Source organism: Streptomyces sp. GS7, assembly GCF_009834125.1.
Taxonomy (GTDB): domain Bacteria; phylum Actinomycetota; class Actinomycetes; order Streptomycetales; family Streptomycetaceae; genus Streptomyces.
In genome coordinates, this window is record NZ_CP047146.1 from 4,808,365 (window position 1) to 4,825,156 (window position 16,792).

A 16,792-nucleotide genomic window follows, 5' to 3' on the forward strand; every position below is an offset into this window, starting at 1 on the left:
GACGACGCAGCCGAGCGCACGCCGGAAGGATCCGCCATGACCGGAGTCTCCCCGCACCCCGCCCGGCCGGGGACATCCCCGGCCGCACCCCCGAGACGGCCGTCGGCCACGCGCGCGATAGCGGCGGCGACCATCGGCAACGCCCTCGAATTCTTCGACCTCGCCCTGTACGCCCTGATGGCGACGTACATCGGCAGGAACTTCTTCCCCGATGCCGACCCGGGCGTCCAACTCGTCCAGACCTACGCGGTGTTCGGCGTGACCTACCTGGTCCGCCCGATCGGCGGCCTGCTGCTCGGCGCGTACGCCGACCGACAGGGGCGCAAGAAGGCGCTGATGCTGTCGATCCGGCTGATGGTCCTCGGCACCCTGCTGATGGCGTTCATGCCCGGCTACCCGACGCTCGGGGTCGCCGCGCCGCTGGGCATCGTGCTCGCCCGGCTCATCCAGGGTTTCGCGGCCGGCGGTGAGTTCGGCGCCGCCACCTCCTTCCTGGTCGAGCAGAACAACCAGCGCAAGGGCTTCTTCGGCAGCTTCCAGTTCGCCGGCCAGGGGCTCGCCACCCTCATCGCCTCCGGGTTCGCCGCGGCCCTGACCACGACGCTGTCCGACGCCCAGATGACGGCCTGGGGCTGGCGGGTTCCGTTCGCCTTCGGGCTGCTGGTCGGCCCGGTCGGCTACCTCGTACGCCGCTACGTCGAGGAGTCGCCCGCGATGGCGCGGACACCGGCGGCACGGAACGGCGGGAAGGCGCCTTCGCCGATCCGCTCGGTCTTCCGCCACCACTGGGGCGGCCTGCTGATCGCCGGCGGAGCGCTGGTGGTCTCCACCGCGCTCAACTACGCCCTTCAGTACATGCCCGCCTTCGCCATCAGGGAACTCGGCCTGGACAAGTCGCTGTCCTTCACCGCCCTGCTCGTCACCGGCGTCGTCCTCACCTTCGGCACCCCGGTGGTCGGCCTGCTCGCCGACCGCTTCGGCCGGCTCAGGATCATGGTCCCCGCCGCGGCCCTGATCGGACTGAGCGCCGTCCCACTGTTCTTCTGGATCACCAAGGCACCGTCCTTCCTGTCCCTCGTGCTCTGCATGACGGTCCTCGGCCTGCTGAAGGCGACGTACTTCGGCGCGCTGCCGTCGGTGATGTCCGACGCCTTCCCCGTCGAAGCCCGCGCCACCGGGCTCGCGTTCAGTTACAACGCCACCACTGCCCTCTTCGGCGGCTTCACCCCCACCATCGCCGCGACACTGGTCACCGCGACCGGCTCCCAGATCTCCCCGAGCTACTACCTGCTGGCCGTCTCAGCCCTGAGCATCGCCGCCCTTGTCAGCGGATCCCGCATCCGCGGCATCCGCTGACAAGGGCGTACGAAGGCGACTCGGTGTGGACCTACAAGTGGTGACCACCTGGTGTCTCTCCCGGCTGAAGCCGGGAGAGACACCGACCCCTGCTATCCCCGACGCTTGACGAACGTCATCGGAACCGAATTGCCGGGCGCCTGGATCAGGACACGGGCCGGGATGAGGACCAGCTTCTGCTTCTCTTTGCCGCTGCCGTCGACGAAGTCGAGCTTGTAGACGATGTACCCGAGGTACCTACCGCCGTTGGCGCGCCCCTCGACCCACCCGGACACGCCGTCCGGGACGTCATAGGTGTTGTTCTGCTCGGTCATGGTCGTCCACTTGTTGGTGGTCGTGGTCGACTCGCTGTAGGTGAAGTTCAGCTCCGTGCCGGCCTTGCCGCCGCCCGGCCCGCCGGGAGTCGTCAATTCCGAGCTGACCTTGCCGCCGACGGACCAGCCACTGGTCTGGCTGGTGTCCTGGCCGACCGTGGCCTGGGTCTTGTAGGAGAACTGCGCCTTGCCCATCACCGCCGCCGACGTCTGCATGGTGGGGTACTTCGTGTCGAGGACGCCGACGAAGCCGCAAGGCATCGGCTTGCCGTCGGGGTTGTGACTGGGCTGGCCGCACACCGACTTGGCGTCCCAGTTGCCCAGCCACGGCTCCTTGTCGTCGCTGCTGCTCTTGCGGATGTCGGGACCCTCGGTGGTGATGGACGGACCGCCCTCGGTCGGTGCGGACCGTGCGAGGGCGAATCCACTGCCCAGCTTGGACGGGACGTCCTTCAGCGCCTGGTCGTGCGGGTAGACCTTCTCGACGTCGTCGAGCTTGACCTGCTGCGAGTCCAGACCGTTGACGGGGTAGCCCTTGACGGCTTCCTTCTGGTTCAGGGGCGCGCTCTGGCCGAGGAAGTTGATGACTTCCTGTTCGGTCTTGAAGTAGGTGTTGCCGGCCTCGGCGTGGGCAGGGGTGGACGAGCCGACCAGCGATATGCCGGTGAGCATGGTGGTGGCGAGTGCGGCCGCTGTCAGAGCACTCCTCCGTCGGCCTCGACCAGCAGGGGTGGTGCACGGTGTGGTTGACACGTGAATCTCCTTGACCTGTCGGGAACTTGCTCGGAACTTCTCGGGCGTCGGCCGACGATCGGCCGCGCCGCTCTTCAGATGGCTTGTGAGGGTGGTGAGGGCGTGCGCCGAGGCCGGTCCCCCGGCCACCAGGCGCACGGGCGGGGTGCGTCCCCGGGCTGAAGGGCTCAACTCGCCTGGATCGACCGCAGCATGTTCAGGCGGGCGGCTCGGCGAGCCGGCCAGATGGCTGCCAGGACGCCGATCACCAGCGCCAGCACCAGGAAGGTGCCCAGCCTGTCCCACGGCAGGGCCGTCTCGTATGCGTGCATCGAGGTCGTGGTCAGTCCACCTGCGGCCCAGGCCAGGAAGATGCCCGTAGCGATCCCGAGGACCGCGCCGAACAGTGAGATGACCACCGACTCCAGCCGGACCATCTGCCGGATGCCGGAGCGGTCGAGGCCGATGGTGCGCAGCATCCCGATCTCGCGGGTGCGTTCGACGACGGACATGGCCAGGGTGTTGACGACGCCGAGGATCGCGATGACGACGGCCATGCCGAGCAGCCCGTACAGCATGCTGAGCACCGTGGTGACCGACTCGTTGCTGTCCTTGACCAGTTGCTCCTGCGTTCGGACCTTCAGCAGCGGGCTGTCGCCGAGCGCGGCGCGGATCGTGCGCTCAAGACCGGCGGCCTTGCCGGGCTCGGCCGTGACCAGCAGGTTGTCGAACTGCTTCGTCACGGAGTACGGGAGCACGTCGGCGCGCGTGCCCAGGGCGTCGTCGACGGTGCGGGTCGTGGCGTAGATGCCGACGACCGTCAGCTTCCGCTTCGCGGCCTTGCCGCCGGCCGGCCCGCCCCCCATCTCGGCGTCGAGGGTGGCGCCGACGCTCAACCCGGCCCGCTTGGCGAACCCCTCGGAGACCGCGATCCGGCCGGGGGCGATGTCGTGCAGCGACCCGGCGCTGAAGTCGAGCCGTGCAACCTTGCCGAACGCCTTCGGATCCGTGCCGGTGATGACGGCGGACCGGCCGTGAGTGGCGAGCTGCGCCACGGTGAGGGGGGCGGCCGCGGCGACCCCGGGTACCCGGGCGATCCTGCCGACGGCGTCCGCGTCGAGCCCCCGGGCGGTGCTGTAGTTGACCTTGTAGTCGGCGGTCAGGCCCTGGGTGGCCTCTTTGGCCATGGCGTGCTGGGCGGAGTGGGCGCCGACGGTCAGACCCGTGATCAGCGCGAGACCGATCATCAGGGCGGATGCGGTGGCGGCGGTGCGGCGCGGGTTGCGCAGGGCGTTCTCCTTGGCCAGCTTGCCGGTGACGCCGAAGAAGCGGGTGGTGGCCTTCCCGGCCAGCGTGATCAGTGGCCGGGAGAGCAGCGGGGCCAGCACGATCACGCCGCCGAGGGTCAGTACGCCGCCGAGCATCGCGGCCATCAGGTTCGGCTCCTTGCTGTTCCGGAGCGTGGAGACGTACAGCATCACCAGCGTCCCGGCCCCGGTGAGCAGGATGCCGAGCACGTTGCGGGTCCTCAGGGCGCGGGCGGGCGGAGCCTGGTCGACGCTGCTGAGCGCCGTCACGGGGGCGATCCTCGCGGCCTTGCGGGACGGCAGCCAGGCCGCCAGAACGGTGATGACGACGCCGACCGCGAGCGAGGCCAGCGGGGCCGCCGGCGTGATGACCAGCGGGCCGTCGGGCAGCCCGGCGCCGGTGGTGTTGAGCAGTGGGCGCATGGCGGTGGCGATGCCGATGCCGAGCGCGAATCCGCCGGCGGAGGCTACGAGGCCGAGCAGACCCGCCTCGATGAGGACAGAGCGGACCACCTGGCGGCGTGCGGCGCCCACGGCCCGCAGCAGCGCGATCTCCCGGCTGCGCTGGGCGATGAGCATGGTGAAGGTGTTGGCGATGAGGAACACGCCGACGAACAGCGCGATGCCGGCGAAGACCAGCAGCGTCTTGGTGAGGTATCCGGTGTTCTCGGCGATCTGGGCGGACTGTTCGGCGGCCAGTCGGGCCCCGCTGGTGGCCCTGGCGCCCTCCCTGGGGAGCAGCGCCCGCACCTGTTCGGTCAGCGCGTGCTCGTCGGTACCGGGGTTGGCCGCGACCGCGATCTCGTCGAACTGTCCAGGGTGGTGGAACAGTTCCTGCGCGGTTCGGGTGTCGAAGAGGGTGAGGGTACCCCCAGCGGTGACCTGGGGGTCGTCGGTGGAGACGATGCCGACCAGTTTCTTGGTCAGGGCGGGGCCGTCGGTGGCGAGGCGGACGGTGTCGCCGATGCGGTAGCCGGCCTTCGCGGCGGTCTGTGCGTCCAGCGCCAACTCGCCCTCGGCGGCGGGGCCGCGCCCTTCCTTCAGCGGGAAGTGGCGGTCCTTGCCGTCCTTGCCCGGCAGGTAGTTGGTGGCCAGGTTCCGCCCATCGGTGTCGGCGTTGACCGGGCGGCCGTCCTTACCGGCCAGAGTGGCCTGGCCGTGGACGGTGGGGCGCACCGAGTCGACGCCGGGCAGTCGGCGGATCTTCCGCGCCAGCGCGGTGTCGAGGGCGCCGGTGGCCTTACCGGGCGCGCCGCCTGCCATATCGGGACCGGTGGTGGCCTCATCCGTGCGCACGGAGACGGCCACGCCCTTGAGGCTCTGGGCCGAGGCGTTGCGGAAGGCGTTCGCGGTGGTGTCGGCGAAGACGAGGGTGCCGGAGACGAAGGCGACGCCGAGCAGGACCGCGAGCGCGGTCATGATCAATCGGGCTTTGTGCGCAAGGACGTTGCGCAGGGCGGTACGCAGCATGGTGGTCGGTTCAGTCCTGGGTGCGAAGTGGCAGAGCGCGGGTGCGGAGTGCGGGGCCGGGGGCGGTTGCGGGCCGCGTCAGCTCGTCCGTCCCTTGGCGTCGAAGAGCCGCATACGGTCCAGCACGGCCTCGGCGGTGGGGGCGGACAGCTCGTCGGTGACACGTCCGTCGGTGAGGAAGACCACCCGGTCCGCGGAGGAGGCGGCGACCGGATCGTGGGTGACCATCACCACCGTCTGCCCCAGCTCCCGTACGGAATCCCGCAGGAAGCCCAGGACCTCCGCGCCGGAACGGGAGTCGAGGTTGCCGGTCGGCTCGTCCGCGAAGATGATCTCCGGACGCCCGGCCAGCGCACGGGCCACGGCAACCCTCTGCTGCTGACCACCGGACAGCTGCGACGGACGGTGCCGCAACCGCTCGGCCAGGCCCAGCGTCCCCACGATCAGCTCCAACCACTCCTGGTCGGGCTTACGGCCGGCGATATCCAGCGGCAGCGTGATGTTCTCCAGGGCATCCAGCGTGGGCAGCAGGTTGAAGGACTGGAAGACGAAGCCGATCTTCTCCCGCCGCAGCCTGGTGAGTTGACGGTCCTTCAGCCCGGACAGCTCGGTGTCACCGATCCGAGCAGACCCGCCGGAGATGGCGTCGAGCCCCGCCATGCAGTGCATCAGCGTCGACTTGCCCGAGCCGGACGGGCCCATGATCGCGGTGAACCGGCCGCGCCCGAACTCAACCGTCACCGAGTCGAGGGCCACGACGCGGGTCTCACCCTCGCCGTAGACCTTGGTCAGCCCCGTCGCACGGGCGGCGGCGGAGGGGGCGCGGAGGCGGGCGGTGGCAGTGGCATGCGGCGGCATAAGTGCTCCTGGAAGGGGGGCGAAACTCCCGACCATCGTGGCCGCGACGCACCCTCGAATCCGTCGCCCTCAGGTCGCGAATACGCCGCCTGCCAACAGGGTGGACCCGCCGCTGCCGCGTCGCCCTCACGGACCACGCCCCCTCTACCAACAGACAGGCGCTGCCCCTCTGCCAACGGACAGGGCCGCCTGCCCTCCCGAAGGCAAGCAGGCGGCCCCGGCAGGATGCTTCAGCCCATGAGCCCGGCCTGGTGCGCCAGCAGCCCGGCCTGCACCCGGCTGCCGCAGCCCGTCTTCTCCAGGATCGACCGGACGTGGCTCTTGACCGTCCCCACCCCGATGCCGAGCCGCCTGCCGATCTCCGGGTTCGAGATCCCCTCCCCCAGCATGACCAGCACTTCCCGCTCCCTGCCGGTCAGCCCCGCCACCCGGCCCTCCGGGGCAGCGGTCCCGCCGCCGCTCAGCATCCGCCGGATCACCGTCCCGGTAACGCCCGGCGAGAGCACCGCATCCCCCGCGGCCGCCGCCCGGACCGCGCGGATCAGCTCCTGCGCCCCCTCGTCCTTCAGCAGGAAGCCGGTGGCACCCGCCCGTAGCGCCCGGGTGACGTTCTCCTCGTCGCCGAAGGTGGTGAGCATGACGACCTGCGGCCTGGGGTCGAGCGCGATCAGCGGTTCGATGGCCGCCAGCCCGTCGAGGACGGGCATACGGATGTCGAGGAGGACCACATCGGGCCGGTGCTCGGCGGCGAGCCGGACCGTCTCGGCACCGTTGACCGCCTCGCCCACCACGTCGATGCCGTCGGTGTGCCGGAGGATCAGCCGGATACCGTGCCGGATCATCTCCTCGTCATCGGCGAGCAGCACCCGGATCGCGGAACCCGCCCCGGAGTACACGGAGTTGGCCTGGTCAGTCATGTGTCCTTCTCCCATGCGGCGGTTCGGTCACCTTCTCCGTGACCATCGGAACCGTGAACCGGTCGATCGCGATCAGCGTGTCGGCCCGGAAGCAGTAGCGGACGATACCCAGCCGCCCGTCCTCGGCCCTCTTCTCCACGTACGGATACAGGCAGTCCGTGGCGGACACCGGCCGCGCCGGCTCACGCCCGGCGGCGGCCGCGCGCACCGTATCGGAGTCGAAGGACACGGCCCGCTCGACCCGCTCCCGCGACATACCCACCCGTGGCTCTTCGTCGCTCCGATACTGGGCACCGAACTGCGCACCGTGCACCAGAACGAGCCCGAACAGCATCATCACACCCACCCCCGCCAGGCCGACCAGCCCGATGACGGCACCGCCCAGGCGCCGTTGGAAGGCGGAGAGGCCGCGGCCGGGCTCCTCGACAGCGGCGCCCGGCCCCTCCTCGTACGGCTCGGCCGCCGGCGGCTCCGCACCGGGCCCGGGCTCGGCGGGGATGCCGGCGGTCACGGCGAAGCCGCCACCGGGCGTCCGCCCCGCCTCCAGATAACCGCCGAGCAGCGCCACCCGCTCCCGCAGCCCGATCAGCCCGCGTCCGGTGCCCAGCCCGGTCACCGCGGTATGCGCCACGGGCGGCACGCCGTTGCGCACCCGCACCTCCACCCGCTCGCCTGCGTGGCGGACGGAGACGGTCACATGGGCCCCGACCGCGTACCGGTGGACATTGGTCAGCGCCTCGCGCACCACGCGGTGCACCGCCCGCCGCACCCTGGCCGGCCGCGCATCGAGATCGGGCCCCTCCCAGGACAGCTCAACAGGGATGCCCGCGCCGCGGGACTCCTCGACCAGCGCCTCGATGTCCCCGCGCGTACCCGTCGCGTCCGTCAGCGCATCAGTGCCGGTGTCCTGCGCCAGCGGGCCCAGGACCCCCAGCACCTCCCGCAGCTCCCGCATCGCCTCACGGGCGGCCCGGCCCACCACGGCGGCCTCGTCCCGCAGCCCGGGCGCCTCCTTGCGCAGCGCCAGCTCCAGCCCGTCCGAGTGCAGCGCGACCACGCTCAGCCGGTGCCCGACCAGATCGTGCATCTCCGCGGCGATCCGCGTCCGCTCGCGCACCCGCGCCTCGCTCTCCGCCAGTCGCCGCGCCTCCTCCGCGGCGGCCGTACGCTCCCGCAACGCCCGCAACAGCCGGTCCTGCTGTCCCGCGGCGGTGCCCACCAGCCCGGGCACCACGACCGTGGTCACCGCGAGCACCGCGCCCAGCGCCAGGCCGAACACCCAACTGCCCACCTCCAGCACGGGCGCGGACACCGCACACGTCACCATCGCCACTCCGGCCGCCCCGAGCAGCAGCCCCACCCGCCGCCGCGGCGTCTCCCGCTGCCGGGCCGCGGTATAGGCCGCCACCGCGGTCAGCAACGCCACCGCGGGCGCCACCCCCATCAGCGCCGCAAGCCCGGCCACACCGACCACCGGAAATCGGCGCCGCACCAGCACCAACGCGATGCCGACCGCTGCCAGAGCCGGTACCCGGCCCACCAGCCTGGCCTCGATACCCGACTCGCCCAGGTAGGTGAGCAGCACCACCACCACGGCCAGAACCGCCTCACCCCCCGCCCGCCATAGCTGCCGCCCCCGCTCGTCGGGCCCCGCGAAGGGACTGCGGGCCAGGCGACTCGCGGCAGCCGGTGGTGCGCTGGACGTCATGGCGTCGATTATCGGCGGCTTCGTACGGCGATCTCCTGCGCCTTACGGACGACCCCGCCTCTATCGACAGGCAGAGCCCTCCACCGGTGGTTCACGGCGGTGCGGCTCCTGCCGCCGACCGAGCGCTGTCCCGGGCGCCGGGCGCCCGTGGTGCCGCACTGGTTGCCGGAGGTCGCCTCGCAATCGGTCGATTCCGAGGCAGCCCTCAGCGCCCACGTTGGCCTACACGGCCTGCTGGTCGATGCCGTCCCGTCTCACGTGCCCCCGTCTCTTTCGCACGGCGCCCTGTTCGGATTCGCCACTGGTCTCACCCGGTGGTGTCCTTGCGGGCGCCAGGCGACGGCGCGGCATCCGGCTTCGCTTCGGCCCGGGCTGTGAGGTCCGGAATGGAGGCGGATCCGCTGCCGCGTCGCACGGTCCAGCTGGTCGAGCCGGTCAGCGAGGCGCGGATCACGGGGTCACGCACCGCTGAGGTGGCATCGGTGACCGTGGCCGTCAGCCGGTGGGTGCCGCGGCCGAGCCCGAGTTCGCGCACCGCCACGCGGTCATGGTCACGGTAGCGGCGCAGCTCGCGCCCGTCGAGATACCAGCGCACCGCGACCTTGCCGTGAGCCACGTCATTCGCCCGGGGCAGGGAGAGGCGTGCCGTGCTGCTCCATCTCTGCGTACGGTCAGCCGGGGCGGCGGGGGAAGCGTGCCGGTAGAACCCGGCGATCATGGCTTCGCGGCCAGGCAGGTTGAAGGGCTTGCCAAGGCTGCGCATGAGGGAGTCCTCGGTGGGGCGGTACAGCCCTTTGACGTAGAAGTTGCCGCCCTCGTAGGTCCCGACCGCCCCGCCGTCCGGTGACGCCGCACCCAGCCATCGGAACCACTTGGTGCGGCCGGCGGCCATGGCATCAGCGTTCAGGATGGACGAGTTGGGCTGCGGCATCTCGGGCCCGGTGTACTGCTCGTATCCCGGTACGCCGGGGTAGGAGTATTCGTCGGCGAGCTTGCCGAGGGAGTGGCCGGTCTCGTGGATGGCGACCTGGTCGGCGTTCTTGCCGTGCGCGGAGGCGGTGGAGATGCCCTCGTAGCCCAGTGTCGGACTGGCCTCGTTGTATCCGGCGCCGCCGTACTTGGTGCTGTTGGCGAGCACCAGCACCAGGTCGGCTTGCGGGGCCTTGGCGACGTAGGCGTCGACCTTCTGCTGGTCGATGCAGAGCAGCCGCTCAACGCCGTCGCACCAGAAATGCGCGCCGAGCGCGGTGTTGCGGGAGACGTCCTTGCCCGGGTCGCCGCTCACCCCGCTTTCCGCGGAGACGGCGTCGACGGACCAGACGTTGAAGAGCTTCTGGTACGTGCCGTACGGCTCGACATTGAGGAATTCGTTCCACTTCTCCTTGAGGTCGGTGTGGAACTGGTCCAGTTGGTCGACGGTGTATCCGTCACCGATGACGACGACGTCGAGGCGGTCCTTGGTGTCGCCGTTGTCGATCACCTTGGTGACCTGGCCGTCGGCGGCGCGGGCAGGTCCCGTCAGGGCAGCCCCCGAAGTATGGGAGAAACTGCGCGGGACGTCGCGGTAGCCGGCTCCAGCCGGGCCGCCTGCGGGGCCGGGGACTTCCACGCGGACGTGGGGGTCGGGGGCGGTGGCCGCGGCCGGTCCCATGGCAAAGCCCGCGATGGCGAGAGCGCAAGCCCCCACGCAGGCTGATATCCGTCGGAAACGGCGGAAGGTTCTGTGCACGAAGTCCTCCCGAAGAAAGGTAAGTTGAACGATGTTGACCAGACGTCAGACGAGTTGCCTGCGCTTCCGCATCGGCGGCGCACAGACCCCGGCGAACCGGGACGTCGGGAAACGATCGCATGGAACGTCGCGTCCCTCGACGTGGTTGCCGCGAAGGAGCACGAGAAGTGAATCCGCGAACCCGGTGTGAAAACACAAGGCTGGAATGGAGCGCCAACCGGCCGCCGGTTCGTCGAGGAGCGAGCCGGCCTATGAAATTTCACACCGCGCCGGGAGGGCCGCAAAGGCCGTCGAGCGACAACCCCAGTAGCGTCACACAGTGAACAACCATGCGCAGAATGCGGCGAGTTGAGACTGTCTCCTGTCGAATCTGGCGGCCGACAGGGGGCCACGCGCAACCCGACCTCCAGGTCGTCGTCACTCCTGGGCAGGGCAACCGATTGCGCGTTGGCGATGCCGGCCAGGGCGGCGGCACGATCCTGTGAGAGCAACGCGCACAGCAGTCCCCCGGCCACCTACGGGACTGGGACCGGCAAGCGGGCCTCCGATGCACTGACCAAGATCCACCAAAGGGTTCTGGCTCCCTACCCGCGTCGAGCCCGATGCCGCCGCACCGCATCGCGGTTGGCGCAGGCGTGGGAGCAGTATCGCTGCCGTCCGCCCCGGGTGAAGTCGCCGTATACGCGGTCGCATTCGGCCAGTGCGCAGCGACCGAGGCGGTCCATGCCGCGCCCGGTCAGGTGCAGAGCCGTGCCCACGCTGACCACCGCCCGGACCACGGCGCCCAGGCCGAGGCCGTCGTCGCGGTAGTGGATGTGCCAGCCCCCGTCGGCGTGGTCGGTCACGCGCGGGTGGGCGGCGGAGGAGGCCAGCAACGCGTTGACCAGGGTGGCTCGTTCCTCGTGCGTGTCGGCGTCGGCCACGGCCAGCCAGCGCGGGATGAACTCCAGGATCTCCGCCAGGTCCCTCGCACCCACCGGGCGGTCGATGGCCATGCCCGCCGCCAGGCTGCGCTCGGCGAATTCCTCGGGAGTGCGCGGTGGCCTGGCCGCGAGCTGGACCATGAACCGCACGGGATCCTCCCCGTAAGGGTTTTGCTGCATAACGCTATTACAGCACCCTTGATCGAAACGGCCCCCCTCGGGAAGGAACCCCGGTCATGCGGAAGCGGCTGCCCTCGATGGCCACCCGTCTGGGCACGTCCATGCCGCTCGTCCACTCGACGATCGGTGACGGTGGCACTCCCCAGCACGGCCGACAACCTCAATGCGGGGGTGATGTGAGGCCGGTGAGCGCGCCGGCCGCGAAGCGGCCCCTGGGCAATGCCCAGGGGCCGTCAACGGGGGCTCAACCTCAGCGGCGCAGGATCAGCCAACCCACCCCGCTGCCGCCAACACTCGCGACAAGAGTGCCGAGCCAGATGGTGGCCCTGCGGGAGAGACGCAGGGCGACCGTCAAGGTGAGGTCGATGTGGTTGGACACCTGAACCTCGATCCGCATGAGCTTCCTGCCCTGGTCGGGCAGAGGGACCTCAGGCCCAGTCTCTGCGGCCCATGACTCCTCCTCGGCTCGGTCGTACGCGAGAACAGCACCACCGTGCCACCCATCCGCGGCACCTGCGAGGCACGTTAGGCCGGACGGGTGACACGTTGGACTCTCCATCCGGTCGCCGGAGCGGTTCTGTCAGCCCTGCCGACCACACTGCAAGCGCAGGCGGTCAGGTGGACGAGAAGCCGGGATCGGAAACAGCTTCCGAGCTTGTTCTTTGCGGTCTGCCCTGGAGGGAGAACCGGGATGATCAGCCCTCTTCACGGGTGGTGCGTTGCCGGACGTCGGCCATCAGTTTGTCCAGGAGCGCGATCAGCACCCGGCGCTCGTGCTCGGAGAGGCCATTGACGAGTGTGGCCTCGCGGCCAAGGACGGTGTCAACGGATCGCTCGATGAGTGCGTGGCCTCCGGCTGTCAGCTCCACCAGGACGGTGCGGCTGCCCATGGGTCCGGGGGTTCGTCGGACGAGGCCGTCTCGTTCCGCACGGGCAACGCGCTGTGAGATCGCGCCGGCAGTCACCAACGTCCGCCGGGCGATCTCACGGGTGCTGAGGGTGTAGGGCGGGCCGGAGCGGCGGATGACTGACAGCAGATCGAGGGTGGCCGCATCGATCCCAGCCTCTCGGAGGGCGCGATTTCGGTCGTCGGTGAAGAGCTTTGCCAGCCACCAGACAGGCGTGACGATCTCGATTGATGCTGTGGGGGTTCCCGGTCGTTCCCGCTGCCAGGCGGTGGCGATGTCGGAGGCGGAAGGACGGGACTCGGGGTCCTCCGACCCTGTCTTGATGTTGGTCATGGTGTGGATCCCCGTCATCATCAGCTACGTTTAGGTCTAAACATAGTAGAGAGCAGGAGGACGCTTGACTCGCACTGTGCTCGTGACCGGTGGCACCAGCGGCATCGGCCGCGCGATTGCCCAACGGTTCGCCGCCGACCAGGCAGAGGTCTTCATCACCGGACGAAACCCCAACACCGTCGAACAGACCGCCAAAGAGATCAAGGCTCACGGCGTCGTCTGCGATGCCACCTCAACCGAGCAGGTTGGGGCGCTCGCCGCCCGGCTGGACACTGTGGACGTCCTGGTCAATGCCGCCGGCGGGCTGCCCGCGCCCGCATCGGGTGACCCGTCGACGCTGGAAGCGCAACTGACCCAGTGGCAGAGCAGTTTGGCCCAGAATCTTCTCACCGCGGTGCTGACCACCGTCGCGGTCCAGGACAAGCTCAGCAGCAGCAGCTGCGTCATCAGCATCGGCTCGATCGGTGCCGAACGCCGTGGCGGCTCGTACGGTGCGGCAAAAGCCGCTCTGGCTGCCTGGAACGCGTCCCTGTCTGCCGAACTCGCACCCAAGGGCGTCACCTGCAACGTGATCTCGGCGGGCTTCGTCGCCGACACCAATTTCTTCGGGGGCCAGCTGCCCGAAGAGCGCCACCGGGCACTCGTGGAAGAGACCCACAACAAGCGTCCGGGAGCGGTCGACGACATCGCCCGGACGGCGTGCTTCCTCGCCTCTCCGGGAGCCCGGCACATCACAGGCCAGACCATCCATGTCAACGGAGGTGCCTTCACCACGCGGTGAGTCTTGCCGCACTCCGAACAGCGCCCCGAACCGGTTCACTCACCAGGTGGTTCGAGGTACGCCGACGGCGGTCTTGGCGTGGTCCTTCGTGCTGAGCAGAGCGCGAGATTCACCTGCCCCAAGACCGCCGGCTCGGTCCCGAGCACGACGTCACCGAGGTCGCTGCCCGCCAGGTCCGCCGCGTCGTCGAGGACCCCGCAACGGGCGGGCAACGGAAGGACGGCGACGCCGGCATCTACGTCTTCTTCGACGCCGGCTACAACACCCCGCGCCTGGCCCATCTGTTGGCCGGCCTGCCCGTCGAGATCCCGGGCTGGACCGCCCCCAGGCTCCGCAGCCCGAGGCCACAGATCGATGGACCTGTCTCGTGATCGCCGCCCACATCCAACTCCAGCTCGCCCAGCCCCTCGTGAGGGACCTGCGTCACCCCTGGGAGAGGCCGGCCCGCCCGAGCGGCTCACCCCGGCCCGGACCCGGCCGTCCGCCGGGCTCGAAGCATCGACGCCCCCCGCCACGACGTGGGCGGAGTCCTCGCCGCCCGCCGGCCCTACCAGCGACCCGCCCACCCCAAGGTGGGCACCAGGCCACGGCGCATCGACGGAGATCCCCTGGGGTGTCAGGCGATGTCGTGAGAGGGTGCACCATGCCCTATCACCTGCGGTTCTTCTTCGAAGCCGGCGTCACGGACACCCCACTGTGGCCTCACAGCGTGGACAGTCCGTACGGCTACCCCTGCGAGCTGAAACGACTGCCGATCAGCCCGACTACCCGGGCCGAACTGACAAGGCTGTGTGAGCAGTACCAGTCGTCCATCGACTGGGACTACCCACCCGACCCGTCTCCGTGGACCAGGGAGCAGGAGAGGCTGTTCGACCAGCAGGCGGACGCTGCACTGGAAACGCTGCGGCGGGAACTCGGCGACGGCTGGACAGTCGACGACCGACGCTGACCGTCATGCCTCCCCACGCGGCGCTACCACTCCGACTGCCTGTCGCGTCCCCTGCGTCCGCTGTCCGGCGAGACCTGCACCCTGTACTCGCCGCACTGATCAGCGACCGAGCGGCGGCATCACGGCAGAGCAGCGGAACATGAAGCTTTGCCGAATCGGTCGCCCACATTTCCATGTCACGGCAGGTCGGCTATTGCCGAGTGCCTGGAACTCCCACCCGCTGACCGGCATGTGAACGCCACCGTCGAAGTACTCCGCAACGGCGAACTCCCCCCTGAGTGCGAGGCCCACGGCGAGGTACTGCGCGTGCTCGACGGCACAGGGGAACCGGCCGTCGGCTGTGTCGAGGTCACGGTGGGCCCGGGCGAGATGCACGAGGTGTCGGCAGGCGCCCGCCCCGCCGGTGGCACGGGCAGCCACGGGAGGCCGTGGTGCTCGTCGAGGTACCGACCGAACAGGGCCAGCAGGCGGGCGCCGGCACTGCGATTGGCTCGCGCACGGCTCCCTGGTGTAGAACTCTCCCGATCCATCATGATCACGTCATTCATCACTCCACGGGGGACCTTTCGACATGAAGCCAACTCAGCGGCTCACCATCACACTTGCTCTCGTTGCCGCCCTCGGCGGCAGCCTCTCCGCCTGCGGCCCGGAGGACGGCCCCTACGGCGACGGCTCCGGCGGCTCCAGCGCCTCGGCCCGGCCGTCGAACAAGCCGGCCCCGTCGGCCCCGAGCGACAAGGCCACGAACCAAGCCGAAGGCCCCGGTGACTGCGGGACGCCGCCGAAGCTGCCGGCCGGGCACAAGATGGTCGAGCCCGCCGTGCCCCCGACGAAGGGCTCCTTGTCGGCCAAGGACGCCAAGCCGGTCTGCACGCCCAACGACTGGATCTACCACGGACAGGGCAAGGCCAAGTACTACCTCTTCGCCCGGGACGTCAAGGCGGCACTGGCCACCGGGTCCGGCAGCACGAAGTCAGTTCCGGTCGGCGAGCTGTGGGTGCATGCCGGTGACTGCATGACGAACTCCAGCACCGTGAAGGCGCCCTACAGCTGCTCCGGGAACATCTACGACATCACCCTGGACTCCGAGGGCAAAATCAACAGCATCAAGGAGATCTGGCACCCCTGAGCCAGGCGAGTCAGACCGTACGGACGCCGGCAGGTCCCGCCTCACAGGGCGGTGCCGCCGGCGACGTCGGACATCCTCGGCACACGCCTGGACACTCACACCAGCGTTTCGCCAACCTCTTGGCAACCGCGCCCCGCCACCATGCCGGTGGAGCCGTCATGCCGAGCGGTGGCCGTCCGCTCCCCTCCGGCCGACCGGGGTGCGCGCACCCCGAAGTCCCAAGTCGACCGAGGGGCAGCCGACTCGGGATCACGCCTCAAGGGAACTGCTGACGTCTCACTCCTCGGGCTCCCCCGCTCATGACATGTGTGATGCCCACGTCCTTGACGTCAGGCATCCAGCGGACCTGCGCCCGTCGACGAATTCTGGCGCCGGGGGCCGCGAAGGTGGGGGCGTATGCGGTCGAGGAGAACGAGCGCGAGGGCCAGGACGTAGAAGGCCAGGCCGAAGACGAGGGCGTTGGTGGCGATGCCGGCATAGCCGTGGAGGTCGACGTCGAGGAAGGGGTACGGGTAGCGGCCGTTGGTGCCGGTGGCGAGGAGGGCGCCGCGGATGAGGGCGAAGGGAAGGTAGAGGAAGGGGTAGGCGAGCCACTGCCAGGCGTAGCGGAGCAGGAAGGCGCCGGGGGCGGTGAGGACGAGCCAGTCGAGGACGGCGGCGAGGGGTGTCGCGGTGTGGAGGAGTTGGCTGGCGACCGTTTCGAGGGGGGTTCGGTGGCTGGTCATGGAGAAGCCACTGGAGTCGTTCGACAGTACGAAGTGGAAGACGAGCCCTGTGATGCAGATGTAGAGCAGCGCTGCGCCGGTGATCCGCGGGGAGAGGGCGGGACGCCCGGTCCAGGAGCGGTGGGCGGACCAGGCGAAGACGACGGCCAGCAGGATGTTGGACTGGATCGTGAAGTAACTGAAGAGCCGGCCCGGGTCGTGGGAGGCGATCGTGTCCAGGACGATGCCGGTCACCGCGGTCAGGGCCGCGAGCGCACGGAAAGCCGCCGCGACGGGGCGGCGGCTTCTGGAGGAAAGTGTGAGAGTGGCCGCTGCGGCCGGCCGGCCACACGGCGTCGTGGACTCCGTGGAAGCAGCGAAAGTGGTGGAGTTGGTGGGGGGTGTCGGATCAGGCATTAGTCCACCGTACGGCCCGGCTCTGAGGCGAGCTCCCCTGACTGCCGGAACTGGCTACCGCTCCTCCCAACGGTGCC

At 69.8% G+C, this 16,792-nt stretch carries 14 protein-coding genes; 4 read left to right on the plus strand and 10 right to left on the minus strand.

What is annotated here, in order from left to right:
* Positions 1-36 precede the first annotated feature (36 nt).
* Positions 37-1,356: an MFS transporter gene (locus tag GR130_RS21375; protein ID WP_159506184.1), complete on the plus strand. Its 1,320-nt coding sequence runs from the start codon at positions 37-39 to the stop codon at positions 1,354-1,356.
* A gap of 92 nt (positions 1,357-1,448) precedes the next feature.
* Here the strand turns inward: GR130_RS21375 and GR130_RS21380 are convergent, their stop codons facing one another.
* From GR130_RS21380 to GR130_RS21420, 9 genes are all read right to left on the minus strand, one after another.
* Positions 1,449-2,342, minus strand: a complete 894-nt coding sequence (locus GR130_RS21380) for a hypothetical protein (protein ID WP_159506185.1) — start codon at positions 2,340-2,342, stop codon at positions 1,449-1,451.
* Between the two features lie 248 nt (positions 2,343-2,590).
* Positions 2,591-5,179, minus strand: a complete 2,589-nt coding sequence (locus tag GR130_RS21385) for an ABC transporter permease (protein ID WP_159506186.1) — start codon at positions 5,177-5,179, stop codon at positions 2,591-2,593.
* Positions 5,180-5,257: 78 nt separating this feature from the next.
* Positions 5,258-6,037: an ABC transporter ATP-binding protein gene (locus GR130_RS21390; protein ID WP_159506187.1), complete on the minus strand. Its 780-nt coding sequence runs from the start codon at positions 6,035-6,037 to the stop codon at positions 5,258-5,260.
* A 230-nt stretch (positions 6,038-6,267) separates the two neighbouring features.
* Complete coding sequence (locus GR130_RS21395; protein ID WP_159506188.1) at positions 6,268-6,954, minus strand: response regulator; 687 nt, start codon at positions 6,952-6,954, stop codon at positions 6,268-6,270.
* Positions 6,947-8,662 (minus strand): sensor histidine kinase, encoded by a 1,716-nt coding sequence (locus tag GR130_RS21400; protein ID WP_159506189.1) that lies wholly within the window; start codon positions 8,660-8,662, stop codon positions 6,947-6,949. The genes GR130_RS21395 and GR130_RS21400 overlap by 8 nt, the downstream gene beginning before the upstream one ends.
* 307 nt (positions 8,663-8,969) lie before the next feature.
* Complete coding sequence (locus tag GR130_RS21405) at positions 8,970-10,349, minus strand: M64 family metallopeptidase (RefSeq protein ID WP_236573309.1); 1,380 nt, start codon at positions 10,347-10,349, stop codon at positions 8,970-8,972.
* Positions 10,350-10,975: 626 nt separating this feature from the next.
* The gene (locus tag GR130_RS21410) at positions 10,976-11,494 is read right to left on the minus strand and encodes a CGNR zinc finger domain-containing protein (RefSeq protein WP_159506190.1); all 519 of its coding nucleotides are present in this window, start codon (positions 11,492-11,494) and stop codon (positions 10,976-10,978) included.
* A gap of 250 nt (positions 11,495-11,744) precedes the next feature.
* Positions 11,745-11,891 (minus strand): hypothetical protein, encoded by a 147-nt coding sequence (locus GR130_RS21415; RefSeq protein WP_159506191.1) that lies wholly within the window; start codon positions 11,889-11,891, stop codon positions 11,745-11,747.
* Between the two features lie 298 nt (positions 11,892-12,189).
* Positions 12,190-12,735 (minus strand): MarR family winged helix-turn-helix transcriptional regulator, encoded by a 546-nt coding sequence (locus GR130_RS21420; RefSeq protein WP_236573315.1) that lies wholly within the window; start codon positions 12,733-12,735, stop codon positions 12,190-12,192.
* A gap of 82 nt (positions 12,736-12,817) precedes the next feature.
* On the opposite strand from GR130_RS21420, the gene GR130_RS21425 reads away from it, so the two are divergent.
* The 3 genes from GR130_RS21425 (at position 12,818) to GR130_RS21435 (ending at position 15,594) form a co-directional block, all read left to right on the plus strand.
* Entirely contained in the window at positions 12,818-13,516 is a 699-nt protein-coding gene (locus GR130_RS21425; protein WP_236573317.1) for an SDR family NAD(P)-dependent oxidoreductase, read from the plus strand.
* 643 nt (positions 13,517-14,159) lie between these two features.
* Positions 14,160-14,465, plus strand: coding sequence for a hypothetical protein (locus tag GR130_RS21430; RefSeq protein ID WP_159506193.1), 306 nt, complete (start codon positions 14,160-14,162; stop codon positions 14,463-14,465).
* 571 nt (positions 14,466-15,036) lie between these two features.
* A complete protein-coding gene (locus tag GR130_RS21435) occupies positions 15,037-15,594 on the plus strand; it encodes a hypothetical protein (RefSeq protein WP_159506194.1) in 558 nt (185 codons plus the stop codon).
* A gap of 329 nt (positions 15,595-15,923) precedes the next feature.
* Here the strand turns inward: GR130_RS21435 and GR130_RS21440 are convergent, their stop codons facing one another.
* A complete protein-coding gene (locus GR130_RS21440; RefSeq protein WP_236573319.1) occupies positions 15,924-16,553 on the minus strand; it encodes a Pr6Pr family membrane protein in 630 nt (209 codons plus the stop codon).
* Positions 16,554-16,792: the final 239 nt, after the last annotated feature.